The sequence below is a fragment of the Brasilonema angustatum genome (genome assembly GCF_059505445.1).
On the sequence record NZ_JCACKO010000069.1, the window covers coordinates 1 to 25,148 of the forward strand.

Annotated in this window: 20 protein-coding genes and 1 pseudogene; 14 read left to right on the forward strand and 7 right to left on the reverse strand. The window is 44.6% G+C overall.

Features of this window, described 5'->3' with window-relative positions; all coding sequences use genetic code 11:
- Positions 1-115: 115 nt before the first annotated feature.
- Positions 116-706, forward strand: coding sequence for a thioredoxin family protein (locus tag AC5JM2_RS13835; protein WP_495835448.1), 591 nt, complete (start codon positions 116-118; stop codon positions 704-706).
- Positions 707-758: 52 nt separating this feature from the next.
- Here the strand turns inward: AC5JM2_RS13835 and AC5JM2_RS13840 are convergent, their stop codons facing one another.
- Positions 759-1,001, reverse strand: coding sequence for a DUF6737 family protein (locus AC5JM2_RS13840; protein ID WP_495835449.1), 243 nt, complete (start codon positions 999-1,001; stop codon positions 759-761).
- A gap of 213 nt (positions 1,002-1,214) precedes the next feature.
- Between AC5JM2_RS13840 and AC5JM2_RS13845 the strand changes: the two genes are divergently transcribed.
- Positions 1,215-3,170, forward strand: a complete 1,956-nt coding sequence (locus AC5JM2_RS13845) for an ATP-binding protein (RefSeq protein WP_495835450.1) — start codon at positions 1,215-1,217, stop codon at positions 3,168-3,170.
- Positions 3,171-3,250: 80 nt separating this feature from the next.
- Here AC5JM2_RS13845 and AC5JM2_RS13850 read toward each other — a convergent pair whose 3' ends face one another.
- Both AC5JM2_RS13850 and murG read right to left on the reverse strand, forming a co-directional pair.
- Positions 3,251-4,228: a DNA cytosine methyltransferase gene (locus AC5JM2_RS13850; RefSeq protein ID WP_495835451.1), complete on the reverse strand. Its 978-nt coding sequence runs from the start codon at positions 4,226-4,228 to the stop codon at positions 3,251-3,253.
- Between the two features lie 50 nt (positions 4,229-4,278).
- Positions 4,279-5,352 (reverse strand): undecaprenyldiphospho-muramoylpentapeptide beta-N-acetylglucosaminyltransferase, encoded by a 1,074-nt coding sequence (murG, locus tag AC5JM2_RS13855; protein WP_495835452.1) that lies wholly within the window; start codon positions 5,350-5,352, stop codon positions 4,279-4,281.
- Positions 5,353-5,449: 97 nt separating this feature from the next.
- On the opposite strand from murG, the gene AC5JM2_RS13860 reads away from it, so the two are divergent.
- The 3 genes from AC5JM2_RS13860 (at position 5,450) to AC5JM2_RS13870 (ending at position 7,963) form a co-directional block, all read left to right on the forward strand.
- Entirely contained in the window at positions 5,450-6,355 is a 906-nt protein-coding gene (locus tag AC5JM2_RS13860) for a DUF8623 domain-containing protein (RefSeq protein ID WP_495835453.1), read from the forward strand.
- Positions 6,356-6,493: 138 nt separating this feature from the next.
- Positions 6,494-7,267, forward strand: coding sequence for an SDR family oxidoreductase (locus tag AC5JM2_RS13865; protein ID WP_495835454.1), 774 nt, complete (start codon positions 6,494-6,496; stop codon positions 7,265-7,267).
- 39 nt (positions 7,268-7,306) lie between these two features.
- Positions 7,307-7,963 carry a DUF1295 domain-containing protein gene (locus AC5JM2_RS13870; RefSeq protein ID WP_495835455.1) on the forward strand — a complete coding sequence of 219 codons (657 nt, stop codon included), beginning with the start codon at positions 7,307-7,309 and terminating at the stop codon, positions 7,961-7,963.
- A gap of 54 nt (positions 7,964-8,017) precedes the next feature.
- Here the strand turns inward: AC5JM2_RS13870 and AC5JM2_RS13875 are convergent, their stop codons facing one another.
- The 3 genes and pseudogenes from AC5JM2_RS13875 to AC5JM2_RS13885 form a co-directional block, all read right to left on the reverse strand.
- Complete coding sequence (locus AC5JM2_RS13875) at positions 8,018-8,935, reverse strand: serine hydrolase domain-containing protein (protein WP_495835467.1); 918 nt, start codon at positions 8,933-8,935, stop codon at positions 8,018-8,020.
- 3 nt (positions 8,936-8,938) lie between these two features.
- Positions 8,939-10,090 (reverse strand): annotated as a pseudogene (locus tag AC5JM2_RS13880) (RNA-guided endonuclease InsQ/TnpB family protein); the annotation flags it as partial.
- A gap of 316 nt (positions 10,091-10,406) precedes the next feature.
- Positions 10,407-10,619, reverse strand: a complete 213-nt coding sequence (locus AC5JM2_RS13885; protein WP_495835456.1) for a hypothetical protein — start codon at positions 10,617-10,619, stop codon at positions 10,407-10,409.
- A 377-nt stretch (positions 10,620-10,996) separates the two neighbouring features.
- Between AC5JM2_RS13885 and AC5JM2_RS13890 the strand changes: the two genes are divergently transcribed.
- The 7 genes from AC5JM2_RS13890 (at position 10,997) to AC5JM2_RS13920 (ending at position 21,904) form a co-directional block, all read left to right on the forward strand.
- Entirely contained in the window at positions 10,997-11,392 is a 396-nt protein-coding gene (locus AC5JM2_RS13890; protein ID WP_495835457.1) for a VOC family protein, read from the forward strand.
- 499 nt (positions 11,393-11,891) lie between these two features.
- A complete protein-coding gene (locus AC5JM2_RS13895) occupies positions 11,892-16,265 on the forward strand; it encodes an nSTAND1 domain-containing NTPase (protein WP_495835458.1) in 4,374 nt (1,457 codons plus the stop codon).
- 101 nt (positions 16,266-16,366) lie between these two features.
- The gene (locus tag AC5JM2_RS13900; protein WP_495835459.1) at positions 16,367-16,822 is read left to right on the forward strand and encodes a hypothetical protein; all 456 of its coding nucleotides are present in this window, start codon (positions 16,367-16,369) and stop codon (positions 16,820-16,822) included.
- Between the two features lie 277 nt (positions 16,823-17,099).
- On the forward strand, positions 17,100-17,633 hold the full coding sequence (locus tag AC5JM2_RS13905) for a TetR/AcrR family transcriptional regulator (RefSeq protein ID WP_495835460.1): 534 nt from the start codon (positions 17,100-17,102) through the stop codon (positions 17,631-17,633).
- Positions 17,634-17,689: 56 nt separating this feature from the next.
- Entirely contained in the window at positions 17,690-18,742 is a 1,053-nt protein-coding gene (locus AC5JM2_RS13910; RefSeq protein WP_495835461.1) for an aldo/keto reductase, read from the forward strand.
- Positions 18,743-18,841: 99 nt separating this feature from the next.
- Positions 18,842-19,984 carry a cytochrome P450 gene (locus AC5JM2_RS13915; protein ID WP_495835462.1) on the forward strand — a complete coding sequence of 381 codons (1,143 nt, stop codon included), beginning with the start codon at positions 18,842-18,844 and terminating at the stop codon, positions 19,982-19,984.
- 366 nt (positions 19,985-20,350) lie between these two features.
- Positions 20,351-21,904, forward strand: a complete 1,554-nt coding sequence (locus AC5JM2_RS13920; RefSeq protein WP_495835463.1) for a cytochrome P450 — start codon at positions 20,351-20,353, stop codon at positions 21,902-21,904.
- A gap of 80 nt (positions 21,905-21,984) precedes the next feature.
- Here the strand turns inward: AC5JM2_RS13920 and AC5JM2_RS13925 are convergent, their stop codons facing one another.
- The gene (locus AC5JM2_RS13925; protein ID WP_495835464.1) at positions 21,985-23,580 is read right to left on the reverse strand and encodes an FAD-dependent oxidoreductase; all 1,596 of its coding nucleotides are present in this window, start codon (positions 23,578-23,580) and stop codon (positions 21,985-21,987) included.
- A gap of 418 nt (positions 23,581-23,998) precedes the next feature.
- Between AC5JM2_RS13925 and AC5JM2_RS13930 the strand changes: the two genes are divergently transcribed.
- Positions 23,999-24,340, forward strand: coding sequence for a DUF8820 family protein (locus AC5JM2_RS13930; protein ID WP_495835465.1), 342 nt, complete (start codon positions 23,999-24,001; stop codon positions 24,338-24,340).
- A complete protein-coding gene (locus AC5JM2_RS13935) occupies positions 24,340-25,038 on the forward strand; it encodes a DUF6745 domain-containing protein (protein WP_495835466.1) in 699 nt (232 codons plus the stop codon). The genes AC5JM2_RS13930 and AC5JM2_RS13935 overlap by 1 nt, the downstream gene beginning before the upstream one ends.
- Positions 25,039-25,148 lie beyond the last annotated feature (110 nt).

The window sequence follows — 25,148 nt, forward strand, 5'->3', positions numbered from 1 at the left end:
CCTGCTCCCTGCTCCCTGCTCCCTGCTCCCTGCTCCCTGCTCCCTGTTAAGCGTTAAGCGTTCCCTATCAGATAGGATTGCTATAGTACTTAATAAGTTTTAATAAAACTATATTATGAGTAACGATTCACCGGTTCATTCTCCAGAAACATCAGAATCCAAGTTTGGGACGCGCTTGAGAAATTTCTTAATCGCTATGGTGGCGATCGCCCTCAGCGTTGCCTTAATTTTGGGGCTGAGAACTGAGACAACCTCTGCAACTTTGTCTCAGTTAGATAAGCAGTCTACACCTTTTGATGTTGCTTTAACCAATGGTAAGCCATCGTTTGTAGAGTTTTATGCAGATTGGTGTACTGTTTGCCAAAAAATGGCACCAGATGTCGGGCAACTGGAACACCAGTATACTGGCAAGGTAAATTTTGTCATGCTGAATGTGGATAATACCAAATGGCTGCCAGAGATGTTGAAATATCGGGTGGATGGTATTCCCCATTTTGTGTATATGAATCAGAAAGGGGAGGCGATCGCCCAAGCCATTGGTGATCAACCTCGTACTATTTTATCCAGTAACCTAGAAGCCTTGGTTGCTGCTTCGCCTTTGCCTTATGCTCAAGCAAACGGCAGAGTTTCGCAATTTAATGCACCCGTCGCACCAACAAATAGTCAAGATGATCCCCGCAGTCATGGCGCTCAAGTTGTAAATTAAAAGATTCGCAAATACCTACAAGCTACACCTACAAAGCCTGCGCAAGCGGGCTTTATGTTTTAACCTGATCCTCATACGACTCCAAAATCCCACTACGAATCATAAGTTGGGGCCAGATTATCAAAAAGAAACCCATCCATGTCAGTAGGGGTACAGAGACAAGAACAGTTAACCAGACTATCTTAAATATAACCCAGCTACCACTTATCAGCGTCACACCTGTGAGAAGAATAGACCAAGGCTGACACCACCACGGTTTGTATTTCCAAGGACTGAGGGGCTTTTGTTCAGACATTTGTTTGACTGCGAATTTGCAAATATTCCTTCAATTATCACCAAACATCTTAACTAATCTTAATTTATGTGTTTCTTTTACAAAATGTAACACAATTTGGCAATTGTTTTAGGGTTACTTGCAGAGGTTTTTTTCAGTATATTTACACAATAACGTACTATATGTATATAATGTTTTAAGTAAGGCTTTGCTCGAAATTATTATCTATTTTGCATGCCGCAGTATCCAGATATATCTTATACACATGTCCTATCTGAGCTTTCAGTTAATCGCAAAGATCCTTGTGAAGTAATCCGTGAGTTGATATCTAACTCTTATGATGCTCAAGCATCAAGAATCGAAATTTACCCCCTCTTACAGTATCAAGGCTTTATATTCTTTGACAATGGTACTGGTTTAAGCGAAACAGAAGTTATCAATGATATAACCTCTTACCAAGCCTTTTTTTCTATAGGCAAATCTACTAAAATTCAAGGTGAATTTATAGGTTATAAGTGCCAAGGCTCAAAGCTATGCTTTGCTTCCAAAAAATTTACTTTGATTACACGTTGTAGGGGTGAAGAATACTGGCGGTCAATATCGATAGATAACCCTAAAGATAACTTAAATCCTCAATACAACATTCAATCCAACTTAGACAATAGTCCCTGGCAAACCCTAAGAAACTTATTTTCCAGACATAATAAACAAACAGCAAATATCCTTGAGTATTTGAGTGAAGAGTTTTTCCTGAACCGCTTTGACAGCGGAGCCATGATCATTGTTCAAGCTCTAGAGGTAGAAAAATTTTCAGATTTTTACGACTCAGAAGAGGATCGTATTACTAAATGGTCATACCTAAAGCATTACATATGTTTTAACACAAGGCATGGAGACATGAGGATTCTCCGCCCTAATGACACTGATTTTCCAGCTAGGAAAGCAGAAAGCTTTAAACAGTCTCCTGGATATAATGATCAGTGTGAATTATACCTGTGGACAAAAGGTAGAAAAGTTGATGATTTGAAAAAAATTTTCGCCGGATATCCATACTTGGAAAAGCCTAATGATTTAGTAATAAGCAGCCCTGCTGAAGTATCAAGTCTAAGCGCTGGTAGATTTTCAGCAAGGGGTGCTGCAACTTTTACATTTGAAGGGATTACTTACTGTTTGGCGCTAGCAATTGATGGTAATCGTCGGGCGCATGAAAAGTATGAAGAACTGGATAGAAAAGGTAAGAAAAAGTCTGGAATTAGGTTGACGGATCAAAGAGGCGTATTTATCTGCTCAGAAGGGGTGAAAATTTGTCGATATAATGAAATATTTGAACATAGCAAACTAGCTGATTACGCAGTACTTGGCACGTCTAATGCACAGTCTCACTACATTCTTATGATCAATGGTAGTTTCGATGTGGTAACAAACAGAAATTCCTTGACTGAAGCTGCATTAAAAATTCTTAATAATGATTCTTTTATCGAGAAGATAAAACAGTTTTTTGATACAGCAAAAAGAGATGTAAAAATTTTTGCCGAACTGGTCGATAGGCTAAATAAGGAGATTCAAGATGTTAAACTAGAGGCTTATACTAAAAAGCTGAATGCACTAAAGCAAGGGATTCAAGATAGATCCAGGTTTATGGTACAAGATATCGAACAAATAAAGGATAAGTGGCTTGTAGAACCTGGAATTGGAGAAGAGTATTCGGTTGGAACCTTGTATACGATTTTTGCTCACCTTGCCCCTGCTGACTCACAATATGCTCATCTTTGGCTTCGTCCAAGAACCTTCTCTAGCATGGGAATTGATAGCGTTGCTGTCAGTGTCGGCGAGAATAGTTTAGCAGACAACGTTCATAAAGCTCTTGAGTACAAGTACACTTTTTCACCAAGTGAGGAGTTTAATCATCCACTGATATTGACTGACTATATTGTATGTTGGGAGATGCCCATTGGAGAAAATGGTAAGCAGATTAATGACTCATACAACTATTTTGGAGAAATTATCTTTACTGAAGAACTTGATGGACTTGGCTACGAAATTATAAAGATCCAGTGTCGTGAAGGTGATTATCACGGCGGGAAAGTAAAAGTAATTAGCCTCAAGAATCTACTTGATAAGACTTTTAATTGCCAATGGGTAACTCCACCGCCTAGAGTAACTGCTTCCGCAACGAGAAGAAAGCGGTAAAAAGTCAAAATAACAAAGCTGACTGCTCCCTTCACCCCTCCTCTTTCCTTTGCGGTTCGTTTTTTTACCTCTCAACCACATCACGCACCAACTGTGCTAACTTTTCCGCAACGAGATTGTAAATAATCTCTAACACTTCCAGCTAGATGCAATGCAAATAATGGTGGTACAGCATTACCCACTTGATTAAAACAACTTGTTTGTGTTCCTACAAATTCAAACCAATCTGGAAAGCTTTGTAATCTAGCAGCTTCTGTTATAAACAAACGTCGCCGCCTACCACATGGTAATTTAATTCTGTGCATATCACCTGTTGCTCCAGCTAAGTTTCTACAGGTCAAAGTTCTTGCTGGTTTATCTAAATGAAGATCGCGGGGATGTTTGCAAAAGGATGCTTTTTCATATTTTGCGACATATTCATCCATGCTAGGTGTTAGAAACTTCGATTCTTCTGGAGCCAAGAAAGCAAGTTCTCCTAAAGCCTCGCCTGCACTAATTTTCTTCTCGAATAGGTTAGGAAATTTGAAGTTTCCTTTGTGTCCTACTACTATAAGACGTTCTCGATTTTGAGGAACACCAAAGTCAGCGGCATTTAATAATCTCCATTCTACTATAAAGCCTAAATCTTGAAATGCTTGAACGATTTCGTCTAAGTACCACTTGTTTTTATAAAGAAGTCCACGAACATTTTCAAACAACCAAATTTCAGGATCAAGCCTCTTAACTGCACTAAGAAAAATTGGAAATCCGTCGCGTGAATCTTGTAAACCTTTTTGTTTTCCTCCCACACTGAAAGGTTGACAGGGTGGTCCACCTATGAGTACTTTGGCAGATGGTAATTCTGTCTGGTGTGTGAGAATAACCTGAGTACAGTTTCCCTTTAAGTTTTTTCTATAGGTAGCACAGGAATCAGCATCCATTTCAAACCCGTGAGTTGCAAATCCCTGTGCTTCAAATCCAACAGATAAACCGCCACAGCCAGCAAATAAGTCTACCACCAGTGGACTACGGGAAAATGCAGGTTTGAGTAGATGATTGATTTTATCTACGTAGTTCATCGTGAGTTAGGTAACTGATCTGCTGATCTTTTGCGTTTATGTCGTATTTTTTACCTCTCCACCACCTCACGCACTAGCTGTGCTAATTTTTCCGCACTATCAGGAGTTGCGATCGCCTTCGCAGCCTCCCTCATCTTTCGCAATTCTTCCGGATGCTGCAACAACTTCAAAACCTGACTTTGCAACACCTGGGCCGTCAACTCTGATTGTTTAAACAGACTCGCCGCACCAACTGAAGTAAAAACTTTTGCATTGTAAGTTTGATGGTCTTCTGCTGCAAATGGGTACGGAATCAAAATTGCTGGTGTTCCGCACACCGCCATCTCCGTTAAACTACCTGCTCCAGAACGAGTAATTGCTAAATTTGCTCGTCGCAGTAACGCAGCCATGTTATTATAAAATGGTAAGCAAATATACTGAGGATGTTTCAAAGTGTCAGCCTCAGGATCATTATCACCTGTCAAATGCACAACCCAAGCACCAGCATCAAACCAAGCATTGGCAGACTGTCGCACCAGCTTATTGATAGCAACAGCTCCCTGGCTACCACCAAAGACAACGATCACAGGAACGTCTTTTGGAATAGGCAGATCCAAAGATGCTTCAATTTCTTCTGACAAAAATTGAGAACGCACCGGAGTACTGGTGTAAATTGTTTTCACACGAGGCAAGTGCTCAGAAGCGGCTTCAAAACCCACCGCCACTGCACTACACCAAGGTCCTAAAAAGCGAGTCACTTTACCTGGTAAAGCGTTAGCTTCGTGGAGAATAACAGGTAAACCCAAAGAACGGGCTGCAATGACAGCAGGTCCAGCAATGTAGCCTCCTGTGGTGAACACTCCTTGAAAGTTTCCTTGTCGTAAAAGTTTCCTGACCTCTAAAATTGAACCAATCAGTTTTCCCAAAACGCGAAGTGAAGAAATTCCAAAACCTTGCTGAAAACCTTCAACTGCAATAGTATTCAATCGATACTGTTTGGGAACAAGCTGAGTTTCTAATCGATTGGGGACACCAAGCCATTCGATTTGATAATCGCTTAAGTGTTCAGCTAGTGCGATCGCCGGAAACACGTGTCCGCCCGTTCCACTAGCAGCTATTAGTAACCGTATAGGAGTTTCTACCATCACCCTCCACCCTGTTAGCGCTTAGCTTAACCTAAAATAAAACAATTTCCACCCCTTGTGTCGTCAAGTTGCCATTTACTTTTTTACTAGTTAACTCATGCCAAATTTTGCTTCCTTTTTACACAAACGTCAAACAATGTTGCAACCTACTCGCTTACTAGTTTTTTCTCTGCTTACACTAAGTTTATTAACCAGTTGGAAAACGGCTCTTGCCAATACACCACAGCAGTTGGTACAAGCCGGGCAACCCAGACGCCAGATACCTACGGAGGGAAACCCTCATCAAGTACTGGCTCCCCAACCCAGTAGCGCCTCTCAAAATGCACCCTCTCAAGTCAAAAACTTATTGGCGCAAGTTGATGCAGCAGCAAGTCAGAAGAATATCAAAGGCGTCATGCAGTTCTATAGTCCCAATTTCGTTAATGGAGATGGCTTAACTCGTCAGAATATGGAGAAAGCTTTAACTGGATTTTGGCAGCGATACCCCCAATTGAAATATACTACCCAGGTAGAATCTTGGAAATCTCAAGGTAATGGTGTTGTCGCCGAAACAGTGACTAATATAACTGGTGTGCCCTCTACCAGGAGTGAAAACGCGGCATTCAATGCGACAATTAGGTCGCGCCAGCACATTGCAGGAGGCAAAATTACCCGCCAAGACATTTTGGCTGAACGCACTCAATTGACTTCCGGTGCCAAGCCACCTAAAGTAGATTTCAAATTACCACAGCAGGTAAAAGTTGGTCAGCAGTTTAACGTTGACGCGATTGTCCAAGAACCTCTTGGTGATGACTATCTATTAGGAACAGCGTTGGAAGAACCTATTAAACCAGAGAAATTGCTGACTGCCACACCTGTGGATTTAGAATTACTTTCATCTGGTGGAATTTTTAAAGTTGGACGCGCACCAGCTGTCCCTGGTAGTCAATGGGTTTCTGCTGTGATCATGCGCGGAGATGGCATGGTCATGATCACTCAGCGCATACAGGTTGTCAAAAACTAATTACTTAGTCATTGGTCATTTAGTAATGACTAATGATTAATGACTAATAGACTTCTTGCAGGAACAGGGAACAGAACCTTGTAAAATCTCACTTTTGCAAGAAGTTTAATGACTAATGACTCATGACTAATAACTAAAATGCTTTCTATTCAAAACCAAATTGTTTTAATCACTGGTGCAAGCAGTGGTATCGGTGCTGCTTGTGCCAAAGTATTCGCAAATGCAGGTGCAAAACTTATTTTAGCCGCACGACGGTTGGAGCGGTTGCAGGAGTTAGCAGATGAAGTCAGCAAAAACTTTACAACTGACATTCACTTGGTACAACTGGATGTGCGCGATCGCACTGCTGTAGAATCTGCTATCTCAACTCTACCCCCCTCCTGGTCTGAAATTGACATCTTAATCAACAACGCTGGTCTGAGTCGCGGTTTAGACAAACTCCACGAAGGTGACTTCCAAGACTGGGAAGAAATGATTGATACCAATATCAAGGGTCTGCTGTACCTGACGCGCTATGTTGTGCCTGGAATGGTGAAACGCGATCGCGGTCATGTCGTCAACATTGGTTCCATCGCCGGACATCAGACATATCCCAATGGTAACGTCTATTGTGGCACCAAAGCTGCTGTCAGAGCTATTTCCGAAGGTTTCAAACAAGACCTGCTAGGAACCCCTATCCGTGTCAGTTCTGTTGACCCTGGTATGGTAGAAACAGAATTTAGCGATGTACGCTTTCATGGCGATAGCGATCGCGCCAACAAAGTTTACCAAGGAGTCAAGCCTCTGACTCCAGATGATGTTGCTGATGTCGTCTTTTTCTGCGTCACACGACTAAGCCATGTAAATATCAACGAAGTCGTCCTTATGCCAGTTGATCAGGCTAGCGCTACCCTGGTTAATAGGCGAAGTTAAAATTAAGCAATGTTAAGAAGATAAATTTGGTATGGCTTTATGCAAAACACTGCCAACGCTGAAAAAACTGGAGTTACAGCTCTCACGGCGATTAACATCGCAAAAGTTCTCACAATAAGCTGCTTGGTCGCTTTTGCTGTCGTCTTCGGCATTCAAGACTGGCGACAAGTCATTTATATGTGCCTGCACATCAGTTATTGTCTTTGGTGGCTAATTGAGCAATGGTTTTATCCCCAGCGGCGACAGATGTTCAATGACCCTGTGGGGGTTGGTCTATTTGTTTTCATACTATTATCCGTCGGGGTTTTTTACGCACTTCCAGGATACCTAGCATTTACTAATCCCGTTCCCCTATCAATGACCACAGCTGCTGTGGCATTATCACTTTACATTTTCGGCACTCTGATCAATGCTACCGCCGATATCCAAAAACTTACCGCCAAGCAGTATGGGGCAGGGCTAGTTAATGACAATATCTGGCGTTTATCCCGAAATATCAATTATTTTGGGGATTTGCTACGGTATCTGAGTTTTAGCGTCGTTGCTGGTTCACTCTGGGCTTATTTGCTGCCTGCATATATCTTAGTTTTTTACCTGCGGCTGATGTCTAACAAAGAACAGTCAATGTCTCAAAAATACTCAGAATATCCTGATTACAAGCAATCTAGCGCCCGTTTGATTCCGTTTATCTGGTGAAGTTTCAGCGAGGAGTCAGTAGGTAGAGTGGAGGGTATTTCCTCCACTCTTTTGCTATGCAGCTTCAAGAACACGCAATAAATCATTAACCATTGCATAAGGATGCTCAATAATAGAAGTATTACAAAAAACTGCTAACGTCAGTTTGCGTCCGTGAAAATTGGGTATATGCATTGCCCACAAATTATAGCCGGGACCATCTCCACCATGACCATACTTTTCACCATGCTTGGATTCTGGATCTGCCATAATTCCTAACCCATAACAAGGTTTTTTATACCAAGGCTCACGAGTACCAGTGGGTACAAGAGTGAGCATCTGCTCTAATTGTTTGGAAACCAATAGTTTACCTGAGAAAAAACCGTCAAAAAATTTCACAACTTCTTCAGGCGTAGAAGCAATGAGTCCTGTTGCACACCAGTCTGGATGATAAGGAGGAATGACATTCTCCATGATTTGTTCTGAATTTAAGTATCGACAATAACCAGGTGTCAGAACGCCTTTTGTGTCAACATCATGAGCAACATAAGTATTTTGTAAATCCAATACTGAAAACACGTTGTCTTCTAACGCTTGGGCAAAACTCTTACTGGTAGCAGCTTCAATCACCTCATACAGCAACATATACCCTGTGTTTGAATAACTCCATCCTTCTCCCGGTTCAAAATCGAGTTTTCCTGTACAGGTTAATTCAGCAACTTTATTATGTGTCCAAGGAACGGAAGGATTCTCACAAACAGTAGGCAAATAATCTTTTAAGCTGGTGTAACTCGGTACTCCACTGGTATGATTTAACAACCGACGCAAGGTGACAGTATCATCAAATGGCATTTGGGGTAACCATTTTGTCAGTGGATCATCTAAATTTAACAACCTATCCTGAGCTAAACGCAATAAGCAAACGGAAACAAAGGTTTTGTTGACATCCTCCCACCGCTGATTCGGAGTACCGAATACAGCGGGGGATTCCAGGAATCACTTCCCCGGTTTCCTCTTTCTATGAGTTGACTTGCTTGAAGGAGTCTCCTCTCCCAAGTATTGGTCAGTCTCTCCAGAGGCGTTAGTTCCGACGTGACCCGCCGTACGTAGTGCTTTTTCTAATATGTTTCGTGCAGCATTATGATCTCGATCTTGGGTATGTCCGCAGTGTGGGCAAGTATGCGTCCTAGTCGATAATGTCTTTTTCACTACTTTTCCACAGTTGGAGCAATTCTGGCTTGTGTAGTGAGGCGGAACTGCAACGGTTACCACTCCAAACACCTTTGCGAAATACTCAACCCAAGAACGAAACTGAGTCCATGCTGCATCAGATATCGATTTAGCAAGGTGTCTATTCCTTACCATATTCCGCACCTTCAAGTCCTCATACGCCACGAGGTCGTTAGACTTCACTACGCATCTTGCTGCTTTGCAAACAAAATCTTTACGCTGGCGACTTACCTTAAGATGTTTGCGAGCCAGTTTATTTCTAAACTTAGCTCTGTTTTTAGACCCTTTTTTAGTCTTAGACATGCGGCGAGAAAGTCGTTTTAATGACTTTTCGCTTTTACGAAGATGACGTGGATTTGCAACTGTGTTGCCATCACTATCGGTGTAGAAGTGATTCAACCCAACATCAATTCCGACAGTTTTGAGCGTCGGCGATCGTTTTTCTAGTCGTTCCTGGTCAACGCAAAATTGAACATAGTGCCCATCGGCACGCCGAACAACATGAATTCGTTTAATCTGTTTGAACTGGTAGAAATGCAAGTCACGGGTTCCCCACATCTTGAAAGTTCCCGCTTCAAATCCATCAGAAAAAGTAATATAGCGCCTGTCAACAGAAAGTTTCCAGCCACTGGTCTTGTACTCAACAGAGCCATGTGTTTGTTCTTTCTTAAAGCGCGGATAACCTTTCTTTCCTGAAACCTTCTTTTTACAGTTGTCGTAAAAACGAGATATTGCAGACCATGCCCTTTCCGCACTAGCCTGTCTTGCCATAGAGTTTAGTTTGTTTGCCCATTCAAACTCTTTAGCTAGAACAGCACAATAAGCCGAAAGCTCGTAGCGTCCAATATCACGATTATCCATCCAGTACCTGACGCAACTGTTGCGAACAAAGCGGGCAGTACGAATAGCTTCATCTAGTACAGTGCGGCGTAAGTTTAGATAGGGTTATACTGCCAAACGCTTCCCCTTAAAAGTCTATATTTACACCCTAACCGAATTTACGCCTTGGAGTACTAGCTTTTCATACTGCTCATTCTTCCCTTCCAGCTTTGCTTCAAGTACTAGCATTGTTACGTTAAACTTGTTGACGTAATTATAGCCCATTGACTTTTAAGATGTCCACGGAGAGTGACAAAAACAAAACTGTCCCCACTTCCGCGTTAACCGTTGGTCAACATAGATCGGGGGACGTTTCGTTTTAGTCCTGCGATCTATGTTGACGCCAAATCAAAGATTATGGCGCGAGCCTTCTCGCACAAAGAAGGTAAATGTAAAATGAGCGATTAACATCAAGAGGTTTGTTGGCATCAAGGTCTGAGAAACCACTACTTCCCAACCAGACTCCATGTTTCTCATCATTGATGGCGACATTCACACCCATACAGGCTGTGAAGTGAAGAGATTGGTTGAGTTGTGCTTGTAAAGTATTTTCTAAATTGATATGCATCTGATGAAGTAGTGCTTTTTGACTTTGAGCCAAATATCAAAATCATACAAATGTACTATAAAACGCACAGTAATTCAACACTCCTTGAATCATTGCAGTAGACAAAACACCAAGGATTTTTGGCAAATAGTGGTAAAACAAACTCATAACGAGTATGATTAAATAAGAAAGATAAAGTAAAGAACCCCACCAAGTATGCAAAGCCTTGTTATCGGTGCAGTTGCCAACTAGGTGCAGGACTTGCGATAGTTCTTAGTGCCTTACGATTTGACTGCCAATCAATGTGACACGACAATGCTGGAAGGCTATAAGTCAGAAACCTGACGCTATGCATATCGCAAGGAAGCACGCTGGGGTTCGGCGCAAAGGAGAAAAATATGAATCTTATTCGTTTTGAACATATCAACGTTTCTTGCAAAAATATTGAAACAACCAAGAAGTTTTATCAAATCCTATTTCCTGATTGGTATGTACGCGCCGAGGGGGTGTTTGAAGGTAGAAACTGGATGCATTTTGGAGATAATCAATTTTATCTGGCTCTTAATGATCGAAATAGCCAAGAGCGTGTACATACAGCCTATGAAAACATTGGCATAAACCACACTGGTTTTGTGATTAAAGACGGCGAAGCCATGAAAAAATTGCTCGATACCGAGAACATTGAATATTACACAATGACAGCGCCTGAAACAAAGCACAGAATTTATGTTAACGATCCAGATGGAAATGAGATTGAGTTAGTTGAATATAACCCTGAGTATGAATTGAAATAGTCATTAAGTAGCCATCATGTACAAAAGTATATGATGGCTACTGAGTGAATAAAGATGAATGAGAGTAATTAAGAAAAATAAGTGTAAGAGCAAGATATTCGTAACGTTATCAGCACCAATTTAATCGCCCCATTTCTACTAATGAAAAAAATCTTACCAGCGACAGGGTAAGAGCATCTGAATTAAGGTTGACACAAGGGATAAGAACAATATATTGTATTTTTAAGAAAACAAGAATTCAAAACTTAAATCATATAATCATTATCTATATAGCAATCCTAAATCATTTATAAACAATTCCTGTTCCCTGTTCCCTGTTAAGCGTTCCCTGCCCTCATGGGACAATTTACAATCTCATTTAGGACTGCTATAACAACCCGTTTACTTTTTTGTCGTTCGCGTAGCGTGCTGTAGGCAAGACTACGTTTGTAAGTCTGTTCACGATTGAGAGCATTGAGAGCAATGCGTCGTAGGAGAACCGCTAAATGGAAATTCCACTATGCCTGAGTTTAAACGCAGTCTGGCAGTTGTTATCGGTATCAATCACTATGTCAATGGCATCCCGGAACTGAAAACTGCTGTCAATGACGCTAACCAACTTGCCCTGATCTTAGAGGAAAAGTATCAATACCAAGTTTTACGATTGTTAGATACAGAAGCAACTAAAGACAAACTCACCAGTCTGTTTACAGCTTTTGAGGAGCAAACCCTTACTTTACCCGATGGCAGTAAAATCCACGTTGAACCTGATGATCGATTCCTGTTCTACTTTGCCGGACATGGCTTTGCCCAAGATGGATTAGATAATGCGGATGGACCAGCAGGTTTCCTCGTGCTTCAAGATGGGCAACAAGATGACAGCACTTGGCTACCCATGCAGCAACTGCACGATGCCTTAGTCAAACTGCCGTGCCGTCATATGTTGATTATCCTTGACTGCTGCTTTGCTGGTACTTTCCGGTGGGCAGGACGCAATAGACAAGTGGTGCGAGCGCACAAACTCTATCAGGAACGCTATGATCGCTTTATTGCTGGTTGCGCTCACCAGGTGATTACCTCAGCCGCCGATGACGAGAAAGCCGCAGATTACTTGTATGGTTTTGGGCACCGGGACGAGAATGAATGTCACTCTCCCTTTGCAGAACTTCTTTTTAAGGCATTCAGCGGAGAGGCAGATTTTACCAAGGATGGTGTGATCACTGCAACTGAACTCTACGTCTATTTGCGCGATAACATAACTAGCAAACAAACGCCGCAAATCTCTCTACTTAAGAGGCATGACAAAGGGGAGTACATTTTTCCCGTTCCTGGTTTTGACCGCAATCAATTAAAACCAGCCCCCAAACTAAATGAAAAAACTAACCCGTACAAGGGATTAGCGTCGTTTGAAGAAGAAGACAGCGACAAGTTCTTTGGTAGAACTGCCTTGATCCAAAAGCTACAAGAATTTGTCACGACGCATTCATTAACGGTTGTACTAGGCGCTTCCGGTGCGGGTAAGTCGAGTTTGGTCAAAGCCGGATTGATTCCTCAGTTAAAGAAAAGTCAGCAACAGTGGGGCATCCTCCCTCCCATCCGCCCTGGAGAGTTCCCCTTCAGGACTTTGAATAAAATGCTGCTTCAAGAAAACTTGCCAGTTGTTGATAAAGAAGCTGCCAAACCCGGAGTAAAAAGCGTGCTGGCAAAATTGGCGAATTGGAGTCAGCTTAATCCCAACTCCAAGCTGCTGCTGGTCATCGACCAGTGTGAGGAATTAGTCACTTTATGCCGCAATAACACTGAGCGAGAGAAGTTTCTGAGCGGCTTGGCAGAGGCCATCGGGGCAAGTCCCGAGCAGTTACGTCTGGTGCTAACACTGCGAAATGACTTTGAACCGCAATTAAGCGATACTGCTTTAAAGCCGTATTGGACATCAGCTCGGTTTCTCGTACCGGGGATGAAGCGGCAAGAATTGCGGCAAGCAATTGTGGAACCAGCTACTGCCAGAGTGATGTTTTTTGAGCCACCCACTTTGGTAGACCAGTTAATTGATGAGGTCATGCTGATGCCGGGAACGCTGCCGTTGCTGTCGTTTACCCTAAGTGAGCTTTACCTCAAGTATATTCAAAGTGTTAGGAAGGGGACAAGGAGCGATCGCGCGATCGCTCAAGCAGATTATGAAGAACTGGGTGGCGTTACGCGCAGCCTCACCCAAAAAGCTGACTTTGAATATGAGCAGTTACAAAAGCGCGATCAAGCTTATACACTTATTATTAAGCAGGTAATGCTGCGGATGGTGGCACTAGATGGCGGTGAGTTGGCTCGTAGAAAAGTACTCTTGTCTGAACTGGAGTATCCTCCAACCAAAAATGAGCGCGTGCAGGAGGTGATTCGACAATTTACCGACGCACGGCTGCTAGTCAAAGGTGAAGATAGCGAGGGAAACTGCTATGTTGAGCCTGCCCATGATGCCTTAGTACGGGGATGGCAAAAGCTGTTGGTTTGGAAACAACAAGAGCCGGAGACTTTAATTCTACAACGGCGGTTGACACCTGCGGCTATGGAATGGAACAGCAAGCAACCGCCAAAGTTTCACTGGACTCCCAATCCGCGTGATTGGTTGCAGCAGTTGTGGAAAAGAAAGCAACAGGCAAAGTTTCTTTGGCATGACAATCCACGTCTTAATTTCTTAAATCAGGTACTCAATTCAACTGACAACTGGTTCAATAAAGTAGAAACTGAGTTTGTGCAACGCAGCCTCCAACGCCAGCGCAACAACCGCCGCAAGATAACTGGACTGATGACGGCAGTGTTTGTTGTCGTGTTGGTATTCGCTGGCTTTGAGTGGTTTGAGTGGTATGGAAAGGAAGTGAGTCAGATTCAAACCTTAACTGAATCTTCAAAAGCACTCTTTGCCTCAGACCAAAAGTTAGATGCATTGATAGAAGCTTTAAAAGCAGGGAAAAAACTGAAAAAACCAATTGAAGGAGATAGTAATACTAGGCTTCAGCTTTTGAGTGCACTACAGCAGGCAGTTTACTGGGTTACAGAGCACAACCCCTTGGAAGGGCATAAGGATAAGGTCGGGAGCATAGCTTGGAGTCCTAATGGTAAAATGTTAGCCTCGGGCAGTTATGATGGTACCATCAAACTTTGGAATCAAGACGGCAAAGAACTTAAGACGCTCAATCATGGCTCTGCAGTTCTTAGCGTCGGCTTCAGCCCAGACGGCAAGATGCTAGCTTCGGCGGGTGGTGACGGAACCATCAAACTCTGGAGGACAGTAGACGGCAAGGAACTCAAGACGCTCACGGGGCATGGCGATGTGGTCAGGAGCGTTAACTTCAGCCCTAATGGTAAGATGCTAGCTTCCGGGAGTGATGACGGCACTATCCAACTTTGGAACTTTGAGAGTAAGGAACTGAGGACGCTCAAACATAGCTCTGCGGTTCTTTGCGTCAGCTTCAGCCCAGACGGCAAAATGCTAGCTTCGGCGGGTGGTGACGGCACGATCAAACTCTGGAGCACGGTGGATGGCAAGGAACTCAAGACGCTCACAGGGCATACCAATGAAGTCGAGAGCGTCAGCTTTAGCCCCGACGGCAAGATGCTAGCTTCGGGAAGTGCTGATAAAACCGTCAAACTCTGGAGGACGGCAGATGGTAAGGAACTCAAAACGTTCACGCAGCATAGCGATTCTGTCAGAAGCGTAGTTTGGAGTCCCGACGGGAAGATGCTGACTTCGGCGAGTATTGACAAAACTGTCATACTCTGGAGTCTTGAGGGCAAGATCCTCAGGACGATTAAAAATAGTAACTGGGTCGAAAGCGCAGCTTGGAGTCCCGACGGCAAGATGCTGGCTTGGGGAAGTCTTGACGGTACCATAACACTTTGGACGCTTGATGGCAAGGAACTCAAAACACTCACAGGGCATGGCGATGTGGTCAGGAGCGTCAACTTCAGTCCTAATGGCAAGATGCTGGCATCGGGAAGTGATGACACGACTGTCAAACTCTGGAATCTTGAGGGCAAGGAATCGAGGACGATTAAAGTGGATAGCGGTAAAGTCTATAGCGTCGCTTGGAGTCTCGACAGCAAGATGCTGGCTTCGGGAAGTGAGGACGGCGTCATCAAACTCTCGAATCCAGTGGATGGCAAGGAACTCTGGAAGCGCAAAGAGGATGATTCTGTCAAAAGTGTCAGCTTTAGCCCAGATGGCAAGCTGCTAGCTTGGACGAGTGGCAAGACCATCAAACTTTGGAGCAAAGATGGTAACGAAATCAGGACATTCAAAGGGCATAACAAGGAAATTTGGAGCGTCAGCTTCAGTCCTGACAGTAAGATGTTGGCTTCGGCAAGTAGGGGCCGCACCATCAAACTCTGGAACCTTGAGAGTAAAGAACTCATGAAACTTACAGGGCATAGCGGTGAAGTCAGGAGCGTCGCTTGGAGTCCGGATGGCAAGCTCTTGGTTTCGGGGAGTACTGATGGTACCATCAAACTCTGGAATCTGGAGAATCCCAAGGAACGCTGGACCCGTAATGTAGAGGGTGGCTGGATCTACAGCGTCAGTTTTAGCCCCGACGGCAAGCTGCTGGCTTCGGCAAGTGATAACGGCATCAAACTCTGGAACCTTGAAGGTGAGGAAGTGATGAGACTTACAGGGCATAGCAGTGCGGTTAGGAGTATAGCTTGGAGTCCTGACGGTAAATGGCTGGCTTCGGGGAGTAATGACACAACCGTGCTGGTGTGGAACTTAGAGCTATTGGATCTAGATATGGTATTGAAGCGCGGGTGCGCTTGGGTACGCGGTTATCTGAAGACCAACCCTAAAGTTACAGAGGAAGATCCTCATCTGTGCGATGACATCGAAACTTCCCGTTCACATAATTGACAAAAATACAAAAAAATGCGCTTTACCGAAAAAATAGTATTTTTGGCTTAGTACAGCGTTATCCTAGGAATATAGCTCGATAGTTACGCATGGTCAAAGTCATGAAAGTCTTAGGGCTAGTCTTATCTACCCTGTTTTTGCTGACGCCACCTGTTATGGCAGTTGAGTATCAGGGGAAAAATATTGATGGCACAAAGCTAGCAGCCAAAGCTTACTATCGTGCAACTGGTGGAGTTTACGACGTTCAGGTACGCTTTAAACAGAATCGAGCGACAATCTACTTTGATGGTGGATACGAAACTACTATACAGTTGTCGCAGAAGGTTATAACTGACCCGAGCAACATTTCTGGTTTTGGAAAACTCGGACACATTTTTCTGAATAGGGCATTCAGTATTGGCTTGATTCCTGACAATAGTTTAGTAGGCGACACTCAACCATCTTCGTCACCTCCTCTTGAAGGCTTTTGGAAAATTAGCTTAGATTCAAAGGATTTAAACAAGTTCATCAATTCAGGGCAGAGTGACAAGCGCTCTAATAAGCTGTCACGCATTTAACTTGCAATAACTGCTACATACACATGTGTGGCGATGATACTCAACTATTTCTATTGGGCGCTTTACCAACTGTGCTAAAGCTAGTGTTTCGATTTTAATTGGCTCCCCCAGACCTGAATCCTTACGAGCGGATACCAAGAAATCATCGACTATTCCATTCTTAAAGTGTTGATGCAACGGAGGTTGAGCCTGTTGGCAACAGTTCACTCGACGACATCAAAAGCGTTTCATTGAGAAGAAGTTGACAAAAAAAACAAAAATTGTCACAATATTTTCTATGTCAACACGATCAAAACAAGCGGCAGCGGAGCGCCGGGCTAGCATTTTGCAAGCGGCGCGCTGGTGTTTCCTCAATTTCGGCTACGGCAAAACATCGCTTGACGACATTGCGAAGCGGGCGAATATCTCGCGCACGCTTATCTATCGAATGTTCAAGGATAAGGAAGGCATTTTCATTGGTGTCTTCGAGGATTGGCTTGAGGCGCGTTATCCGACGGCTCAGCAAGCCGCTACTGGTGCGGGAAGCAAGTTCGAGCGCCTTTTCAAGGTGTGCGAGGTGATGCTGCTCGAACCGTGGGTCGAAATGGCGGGCGCGCCTATGGCGGCCGAGTTCTACGACGTGTGTGCGCGCCTCGATCCTGACGTCGAGGCGAGATATCAAAAGGTGATGCTAGAAAGCGTTCAAACGATCTTGGAGGACAAGGATTTGGCTGAATTGTTTCTACTCGCTATCGACGGTCTCCAAGGGGACATGCCAACGCCAGCGGCGCTTCAGCGCCGGGTGGAACTGCTAGTTCAACGCTTTGTTTAACCGATTGGCATCCATGAGAAATGAATGAACCACAACAAATCGCATAGAAGGACATCATGAAATACTATTTACTCGGAAAAAGCGGGCTGCGGGTTTCGGAACTCGCTCTCGGAACGATGACATTCGGAACGGATTGGGGATGGGGTGCCGCGCCCGATGAAGCGCGCAACATGCTGGATATGTATCTTGAGCGCGGTGGCAATTTCGTCGATACGGCCAGCGGCTATACGAACGGAAGCTCGGAGAAATTCTTGGGCGAGTTTCTCGGCGAACGGCGCGAGAGGATTGTTCTCTCTACCAAATACACTCAAAACACCCACAACGGCGATCCGAACGCAGGTGGTAACCACAGAAAGAACATGGTTCAATCGGTCGAGCAGAGCTTGTCCCGCATGAAGACCGATTACATCGACCTTCTCTACCTCCACACTTGGGATAACACAACGCCTGTGGAGGAAATCCTTCGTGGCATGGACGACCTGGTTCGCGCGGGCAAAGTCCTCTATGTCGGCATTTCCGATACGACCGCCTGGCAGATTTCACGGATGCAGACGATTGCTGACTTACGGGGATGGTCACCGCTGATCGCTCTCCAAAGCGAATACAGCCTTGTTGAGAGAACAACCGAACGAGAGCTAATTCCGATGGCGAAGGAAATGGGGCTTGGGCTGGTCGTCTGGTCGCCCCTCGCCAACGGTCTTTTAGCCGGAAAGTATTCCAGGGAGGAATTGAAGTCCAGCAGCGCCATTGAATCGGTGGCCGGAGGAGGAAGAAAAGCTTTGATTACCGGCTTAGGCGTGATCAATGAGCAGATTTTGAACACCGTGGACGAAGTTAAGAAGATCGCTAGTGAAATCAACAAGCCAGCCGCAGTTGTCGCTCTTGCGTGGCTGCGATCAAAGCCAGCCGTCACATCAATTTTGCTAGGCGCAAGCAAAAGCGCGCAGCTTAAAACCAATTTGGAGGTTTTGGACACAACGCTGTCAGATGAACACCTTCAAAGGCTTGACGCCGTGAGCGCGGTCGATATGGGTTTTCCTCATAGGGTTCTTGACCATCCGGCGGGGAGAGTAGGCATTTTTGGAGGAGTATCTGTCGAACGCCGCTAGATTCGAGTCAGGCCTTTGTGAAAGATGACGGAGAGTGATCCGGTTCAACCTGCAATTTTTTTGTTCAAAATCAATTGTTCACACACAAGGAACTTTAATATGCAAGCCAATCAACCATCAAGATCAACATCAAACTCTGCCCTCTTCGATGATACACTTCCCTGGTATGCCAAAATGCGCCGTGAAGCGCCCGTGTTCTACGATGCCGAGCAGCAAACTTGGTTCGTATTTCGCTATGAGAATGTCAAACAGGTGTTTGCCAACTGGCAGATGTTCTCGTCTAAAGTGCCGCAGCCACCAGAGCAAACTGATTTTACCCAAAGCCTCAACCTTGTCGATCCACCCAAGCACCGATCGCTCCGTACTCTAGTTGCTAAAGTCTTTACAGCCCGCCGAGTTGAAGCACTGGCACCACGCATGAGACTGATTGTCGATAAGTTGCTCGATCGCGTCCAAGATCAGGGTCAGATGGACTTCGTTCGTGACTTTGCTGTTCCCCTACCTGTGGTTGTGATTGCCGAGATTCTTGGTGTGCCAATCGAGCGTCACGCCGATTTCAAACACTGGTCGGATGGAGTCGTAAACAAGGATTTAACAGCATCTCGGGAACTTGGAGACTATTTCCGTGAATTGATTCAACAGCGGAGTGGCAAGCCTAGTAATGATTTAGTGAGTGATTTGATTGCGGCACACGAAGATGGTGAAACGCTCTCGGCTCAAGAGCTAGTCGATTTCTGCATTGTCTTGTTAGTGGCGGGTAACGAAACGACGACAAACATGCTGGCGAATGCGATCGTTTGCCTGCACGAGTCTCCATCCGCCTACAAGCGTCTGCAAAACGAACCTGCTTTGCTGCACTCAGCGATCGAGGAAGTGCTGCGCTACCGTTCACCCGTCCAAAGCATTTTTCGTTTCACGAAAGTGGATACTCAAGTTGGCGATCAAACCATTCCAGCCGGACAACTGGTGAACCTCTGCGTTGGATCGGCAAACCGGGATGAAACCAAGTTCGAGCGGGCAGATGAGTTTGTGATTGATCGCGATCCGAATGAACACGTCGCGTTTGGCAACGGCATTCACTTTTGCTTGGGTGCGCCCCTGGCTAGACTGGAAGCCGCGATCGGACTACGTGCCGTGTTAGAGCGGTTGCCAAATTTGCGCGTTGATCCAACTGCCACGCTGGAACGAGTTTCCCCCGTTTTTGATCTGCATGGGTTCAAATCTCTACCTGTATTGTTCTAGTCAAATGAGGACGTAAATCTCAGGATTCTCGTCGAAACGCTATTAGTAGGCGACACTCAACCATCTTTGTCACCTCTTGAAGGCTTTTGGAAAATTAGCTTAGATTCAAAGGATTTTAACAAGTTCATTCATTCAGGACAGAGTGACAAGCGCTTCTGGTAGAGTCGATGGGGACTACTATGTCCCGCTCACTACCAACAGCCAAAAGTGCCGCGAACAAAGGGAGCATCTCTTCAGCAAGTGGATATTGAAGCACCATGAGTTCTCAAAACGTCTATTTTCGCATGAAAATTGCATCAACGAATCACCGAAACAATACGCTAGTATCTGGATAATCTGAAGTTTTTGTTAGACAAAGGCGGATTCATGTTCCAAAAGATTGCTGCTCAGATTGCTTTTTCTGACTCATCTCCATATTTAGTTACAGTCTTAGGCGTTACTAGCATAGCGGTCATATTTGGCTGGCGCTGGTGGAAACAAAACAACACTTACAAATCTCTAAACTCGCTTCCCTCTCCTCCCAGACACTGGCTGTTAGGAAATGTCCCTCAAGTATTAGCAGCAGTAAAACAGAAGAAATACTTCCAATTATTGTTTGATTGGAGCCAGCAGCTAGGACTAATGTATGTTCTCTGGACTGGCAATCCAGTTCTGGTTTTGAGTAAGCCAAAAGTTATTGAAGACACTATTGTAAATGGGATGAGAGACGGTAGCCTAGTTAGATCCCAGAGAGCGAGCAAAGCTTGGAACGATATCAGTGGGCCGATTCTTCTCGGTCAAAACGGGACTGAGTGGCAGTGGCGACGCAAGGCTTGGAACCCCGAATTTAGTTCTAGCGGTCTGTTCAAATATGTTGAGATTATTAGCCAAGCTTGCGAACAAGTCATCGACACACTTAAAGAAACCGCTCCACCAAAAGAAGTTCAGGTAGATCCTCTGTTTGTAGAACTGACGATGAGGGTGATTTGCTGTTTAGTACTGGGGATTCCTGTAGATAAAAAGAGCACTAGTCATGAAGGACCACCCCTCGAAGTTCTCAAGGTATACGAGGCAATGTCTGTTGTAGGCTATCGCTTCCTACGGGTAGCTACTGGCGAGAAGAGATGGATGAAATATTTGCCAACTAAAAATTCACGAGATTATTGGGCAGCAAGGCGATTTTTAGAGGAGTTTATTACTCCCAGAGTAGACTTAGCTTTACAGATGAGAGAACAAAACAAAACCGAGCTACCACAGGTAAGTCCTTTGTTTCAAGAATCAATGTTAGTGAAAATAGCCGCCAAAGAACCGAAATACAATCGGGAATCACTCATAGCAGAAACTATAGAATTGTTAATAGCTGGTACTGACACCACAGCTCATACTTTATCCTTTGCCGTAGCAGAGTTAACCTTGAATCAAAGGGTTTTTCAGCAGGCACAGGCTGTCGTAGACCAAGCTTGCCAAAGTCGAGGTGGCATTAATACAGAAACCCTAAAAGAATTGGCTTACGTTCGCGCTATTATCAAGGAGACTTTGCGCCTTTATTCAGTTGCCTCCGGCTCGACTTCATTGGAAGCTCAACGTGACATTGTTATTGAAGGTAAGCTTATTCCTCGTGGTACGCATGTATTTTGGTCAATGCTTGCTGCTGGACGAGATCCATCGGTCTATCCTCAGAGTGAGGAATTTTTGCCGGAGCGTTGGTTAGACAAGAGTAAGGAAAGTAGTTTACTTCCAATGATAGACTTTGGCTCAGGTTATCATCGTTGCTTGGGAGAGCATCTGTCAATGCTAGAAGCAACGGTGATGCTGGCATTATTGTTGCGCTACTTCGACTGGGAGTTAGTTAACGGTCGTTCATCTGTGGAACATTTACAGCAGAACCTTTTGATTTATCCATCCGACAGAATGCCGGTGCGTTTTCGGTTGAGGAAGTAGGGGTCAAGCTTTCTATAAAGAAATACGGGAACCCCATCAATAGATTGAGATGCCACTGCCGTGCATGGTCTTCCGACAGCCTAGGACTTGCTGTTAACTTGACGCTGTCTCTGAACGAAATCAACTGCACCGCTGCGTAATTCATCGAGTGTTGGCATTTGGTTGGAGCGCATCAGTTCAAAAATAGCCGCTGTTTCGGTATCCTTATGGCTGGTTGCAACTGCCAATACTTGATTATTTTTCACATAGCAAGCAATAAATTCCTGTTTTTGCAGATCGCCATCCACAATCATCTCATCCCAACTTTCAGCATGTCCAACGTAGCGCAAGGGAAATTTGAATTGCATCGTCCAGAAAATAGGAAGTCCTTTAAATTTGACTGCTTTTCCTGCCATGTTATGAGCTGCAATCCGCCCTTGCTCTGCCGCAACTCGCCAATGTTCAACGCGAATTGGTTCTCCTGTACGCCAGTCGGGATAACGAGCAATATCACCTGCAGCGTAAATGCCCTCAGCCGCACGCAAGTATTCATCAACAACAACACTCTTATCTTTGGAATGCAAATTAACACCCTCAAGAAACTCTGTTGCTGGCTGTACGCCAATTCCCACAATAACTATATCGGCTGTTAAGCGATCGCCATTATCTAATATTACGGCTTCTACTTTGCTACTACCTTCAAATCGAACCGCTTTCCTACCCAATTTAAAGGAAACGCCATTCTCCTGATGAACCTGCTGAAATTGCTTGCCAATTTGCTCGCCCAAGATTTTCTCAAAAGGTACAGAATCGGGCGAAACAACGGTTACTTGTGAGCCTCGCTGACTCAGTCCCGCTGCCATTTCCATACCGATAAAACTCGAACCAATCACTACCACCTGTTTTTTTTGCTCGGTGAGTGCCAAAGCGCGATTGGTATCATCAAAACTACGTAATGTGAAAATGTTCTGCAAGTCTGCACCTGGAATATCGAGGCTTACTGGCTTTCCTCCTGTTGCTACCAGCAAGGCATCATAAGTCAACGAATCACCATCACTCAAGGTGATCGCACTCGTTGTCACCTGCTCAACTCGCTTATTAAACAGCACTTCAATTGCGTGTTCTTTGTAGAAATCTGGCGATCGCAACGGCATTTCCTCTGAGGATGTCTCACCAATTAAGTAGTCTTTACTAAGCTTGGTGCGATCATAGGGCAGCTTGTCTTCCTGAGTAATCATGACGATTCGCCCCTGATATCCAGCTACTCGCAAAGCTTCTGCAGCATGAGAACCAGCCGCCCCCGCTCCTAAAATAACAAATGTGCGTTTATCAACGTTGGGGTCGAATTGCGCCATTTCGGGCGATCGCAACCCTGTTGTTTTCTCTGGTACGCTGACAATGATGTTTTCACCTTCAATGCGTACCGTATAGCACGCTAAAGAATCCAAGCCAGGAGGTTCTGTTTGATCGCCACTCGTCACATCAAAACAGGCATTGTGCCAAGGGCAAACAACATAATGCCCACTCAACACCCCCTCTGCCAGTGGTGCTTTATAATGACTACAGTGTGCACCGACGGCATAAAACTTTCCATCCAATCGGCTCAGCAAAACTTCTGTCTCGCCGACACACACCTGTTGCATTTCACCATCTTTTAAGTCGTTAATATTCGCGACGACTGCTTCTACTTGTTTCATACCAAATTCTCAAATAACACTTAAGTAGCCATCATGAACTGCGTACATCACATAGAAAATACTTCTTGATCTGCTAAACGTTCCCTATTTTCAAGCTAGACGTAAATAAAGAAACATCAAGGTAGTAAGTCACAAAATGCACGCCAAAACTAGCTGTCTTTCACGTCCTAAAGATAATAGAAAAGATCGCTGACATCATATCCCGCAGGGTAGATGGCAAGCTAGTACAGCAGTGCACGAATCTCAATATTTTCACGACTTACGCAGGTGCCATAATGTCCGCCGCGACCGAAACGAAGTATAGGGAAGCAATCCCAGCATCTTCGAGATTACGTAGCTATCGCTCGTAATGACACAATTACGTTACTTCTGTGTAAATCCTAATCTTTATTTTTGACAAAAATGTTATAAGAGGAACATGTTGAACAACCGTAACAACTCCCAAGCTAACCAATCTGGTGTTCTCTACAGACACGGCGACGTTCTGATTCAACGATTTGCTGGCTTACCAGTTGGTGCTCAAAGGCGTATAGGTGCTACTCTGGCTCATGGTGAAGTCACAGGACACAGCCATCGCATTCAGCAATCTAATGCTGTTCAGTTGTGGGTACATGGTAGTAACCTTTTTCTAGAGGTTAAAGAACCAAGTGCCACATTGATTCATGAAGAACATCGGGCGATTGAATTACCCCAAGGGCTTTACCGCGTTTGGAGACAACGTGAATACCGCCCTGATGCTTACGTGGAGGTAACCGACTAATGCTCAAGATGATGTCGAATGGACGCGTGCCTAATAAACCAGTTAAGCAGCGCCCAAACGAAAGCAACGAGCCTGTATCGGCGGAACGTGCTCGAAAACTCATCGTTGAGCATCGCGCATGGGATGGTATGCGCGTTTTGGATCATCTGGATTTAAATGGGGCGTCTGCTCTTTACAATCTACCTGAAAATCTCAGTTGTGAAAGTTTAGATATTAGAGACTGTGTGAACCTGACTACCCTTCCCAAAGGTCTCCACGTCACTTATTGGATTGAGTTGGCTGGAAGTGGGATTACCAGTTTGCCTGCGGGGCATGGTTTCGTTTTGCGTTGGCGAGGCGTGCAGGTGAGCGATAGCATTGCCTTTGAATCGCAGTCCATAACGGGGCAGGATATCCTGAATGTAGAAAATGTTGAGTTGCGCCGCGTGCTCATTGAGCGTCTGGGATACGAAACATTTTTGCAGCAAGTGGGAGGGTTGGTTCGCGATCGCGATAAAGACGCTGGTGGAGAACGTCAACTTGTCTACATTCCTTTTGAGGATGACGAACCACTTATGGTCTTGAAAGTCACTTGCCCTTCCACAGGACACACTCATATCCTACGCGTTCCCCCTCACATGCGGAGTTGTCATCAAGCAGCTGCCTGGATTGCAGGCTTTGACAACCCAGATGAGTATCATCCTCTGATTGAGGCGTAAATTTGTAATTCGTATTTTGCACAGCTACTTAAGGGCGTGATCGCTCTGCTTTAGTCTAGTTCGCGGTGCGAAACTGACGAGACAATCACGAAACAGTACTATTAAATATA

What these genes read in the sequence shown, in the direction of transcription:
- AC5JM2_RS13900 (WP_495835459.1), top strand. Translation starts at nt 16,367, where the DNA reads ATGAAAGTCTTAGGGCTAGTCTTATCTACCCTGTTTTTGCTGACGCCA.
- AC5JM2_RS13910 (WP_495835461.1), top strand. Translation starts at nt 17,690, where the DNA reads ATGAAATACTATTTACTCGGAAAAAGCGGGCTGCGGGTTTCGGAACTC.
- AC5JM2_RS13850 (WP_495835451.1), bottom strand. Translation starts at nt 4,228, where the DNA reads ATGAACTACGTAGATAAAATCAATCATCTACTCAAACCTGCATTTTCC.
- AC5JM2_RS13865 (WP_495835454.1), top strand. Translation starts at nt 6,494, where the DNA reads ATGCTTTCTATTCAAAACCAAATTGTTTTAATCACTGGTGCAAGCAGT.
- AC5JM2_RS13920 (WP_495835463.1), top strand. Translation starts at nt 20,351, where the DNA reads ATGTTCCAAAAGATTGCTGCTCAGATTGCTTTTTCTGACTCATCTCCA.
- AC5JM2_RS13935 (WP_495835466.1), top strand. Translation starts at nt 24,340, where the DNA reads ATGCTCAAGATGATGTCGAATGGACGCGTGCCTAATAAACCAGTTAAG.
- AC5JM2_RS13925 (WP_495835464.1), bottom strand. Translation starts at nt 23,580, where the DNA reads ATGAAACAAGTAGAAGCAGTCGTCGCGAATATTAACGACTTAAAAGAT.
- AC5JM2_RS13860 (WP_495835453.1), top strand. Translation starts at nt 5,450, where the DNA reads ATGCCAAATTTTGCTTCCTTTTTACACAAACGTCAAACAATGTTGCAA.
- AC5JM2_RS13930 (WP_495835465.1), top strand. Translation starts at nt 23,999, where the DNA reads ATGTTGAACAACCGTAACAACTCCCAAGCTAACCAATCTGGTGTTCTC.
- murG (WP_495835452.1), bottom strand. Translation starts at nt 5,352, where the DNA reads ATGGTAGAAACTCCTATACGGTTACTAATAGCTGCTAGTGGAACGGGC.
- AC5JM2_RS13915 (WP_495835462.1), top strand. Translation starts at nt 18,842, where the DNA reads ATGCAAGCCAATCAACCATCAAGATCAACATCAAACTCTGCCCTCTTC.
- AC5JM2_RS13835 (WP_495835448.1), top strand. Translation starts at nt 116, where the DNA reads ATGAGTAACGATTCACCGGTTCATTCTCCAGAAACATCAGAATCCAAG.
- AC5JM2_RS13885 (WP_495835456.1), bottom strand. Translation starts at nt 10,619, where the DNA reads ATGCATATCAATTTAGAAAATACTTTACAAGCACAACTCAACCAATCT.
- AC5JM2_RS13845 (WP_495835450.1), top strand. Translation starts at nt 1,215, where the DNA reads ATGCCGCAGTATCCAGATATATCTTATACACATGTCCTATCTGAGCTT.
- AC5JM2_RS13870 (WP_495835455.1), top strand. Translation starts at nt 7,307, where the DNA reads ATGCAAAACACTGCCAACGCTGAAAAAACTGGAGTTACAGCTCTCACG.
- AC5JM2_RS13895 (WP_495835458.1), top strand. Translation starts at nt 11,892, where the DNA reads ATGCCTGAGTTTAAACGCAGTCTGGCAGTTGTTATCGGTATCAATCAC.
- AC5JM2_RS13905 (WP_495835460.1), top strand. Translation starts at nt 17,100, where the DNA reads ATGTCAACACGATCAAAACAAGCGGCAGCGGAGCGCCGGGCTAGCATT.
- AC5JM2_RS13890 (WP_495835457.1), top strand. Translation starts at nt 10,997, where the DNA reads ATGAATCTTATTCGTTTTGAACATATCAACGTTTCTTGCAAAAATATT.
- AC5JM2_RS13840 (WP_495835449.1), bottom strand. Translation starts at nt 1,001, where the DNA reads ATGTCTGAACAAAAGCCCCTCAGTCCTTGGAAATACAAACCGTGGTGG.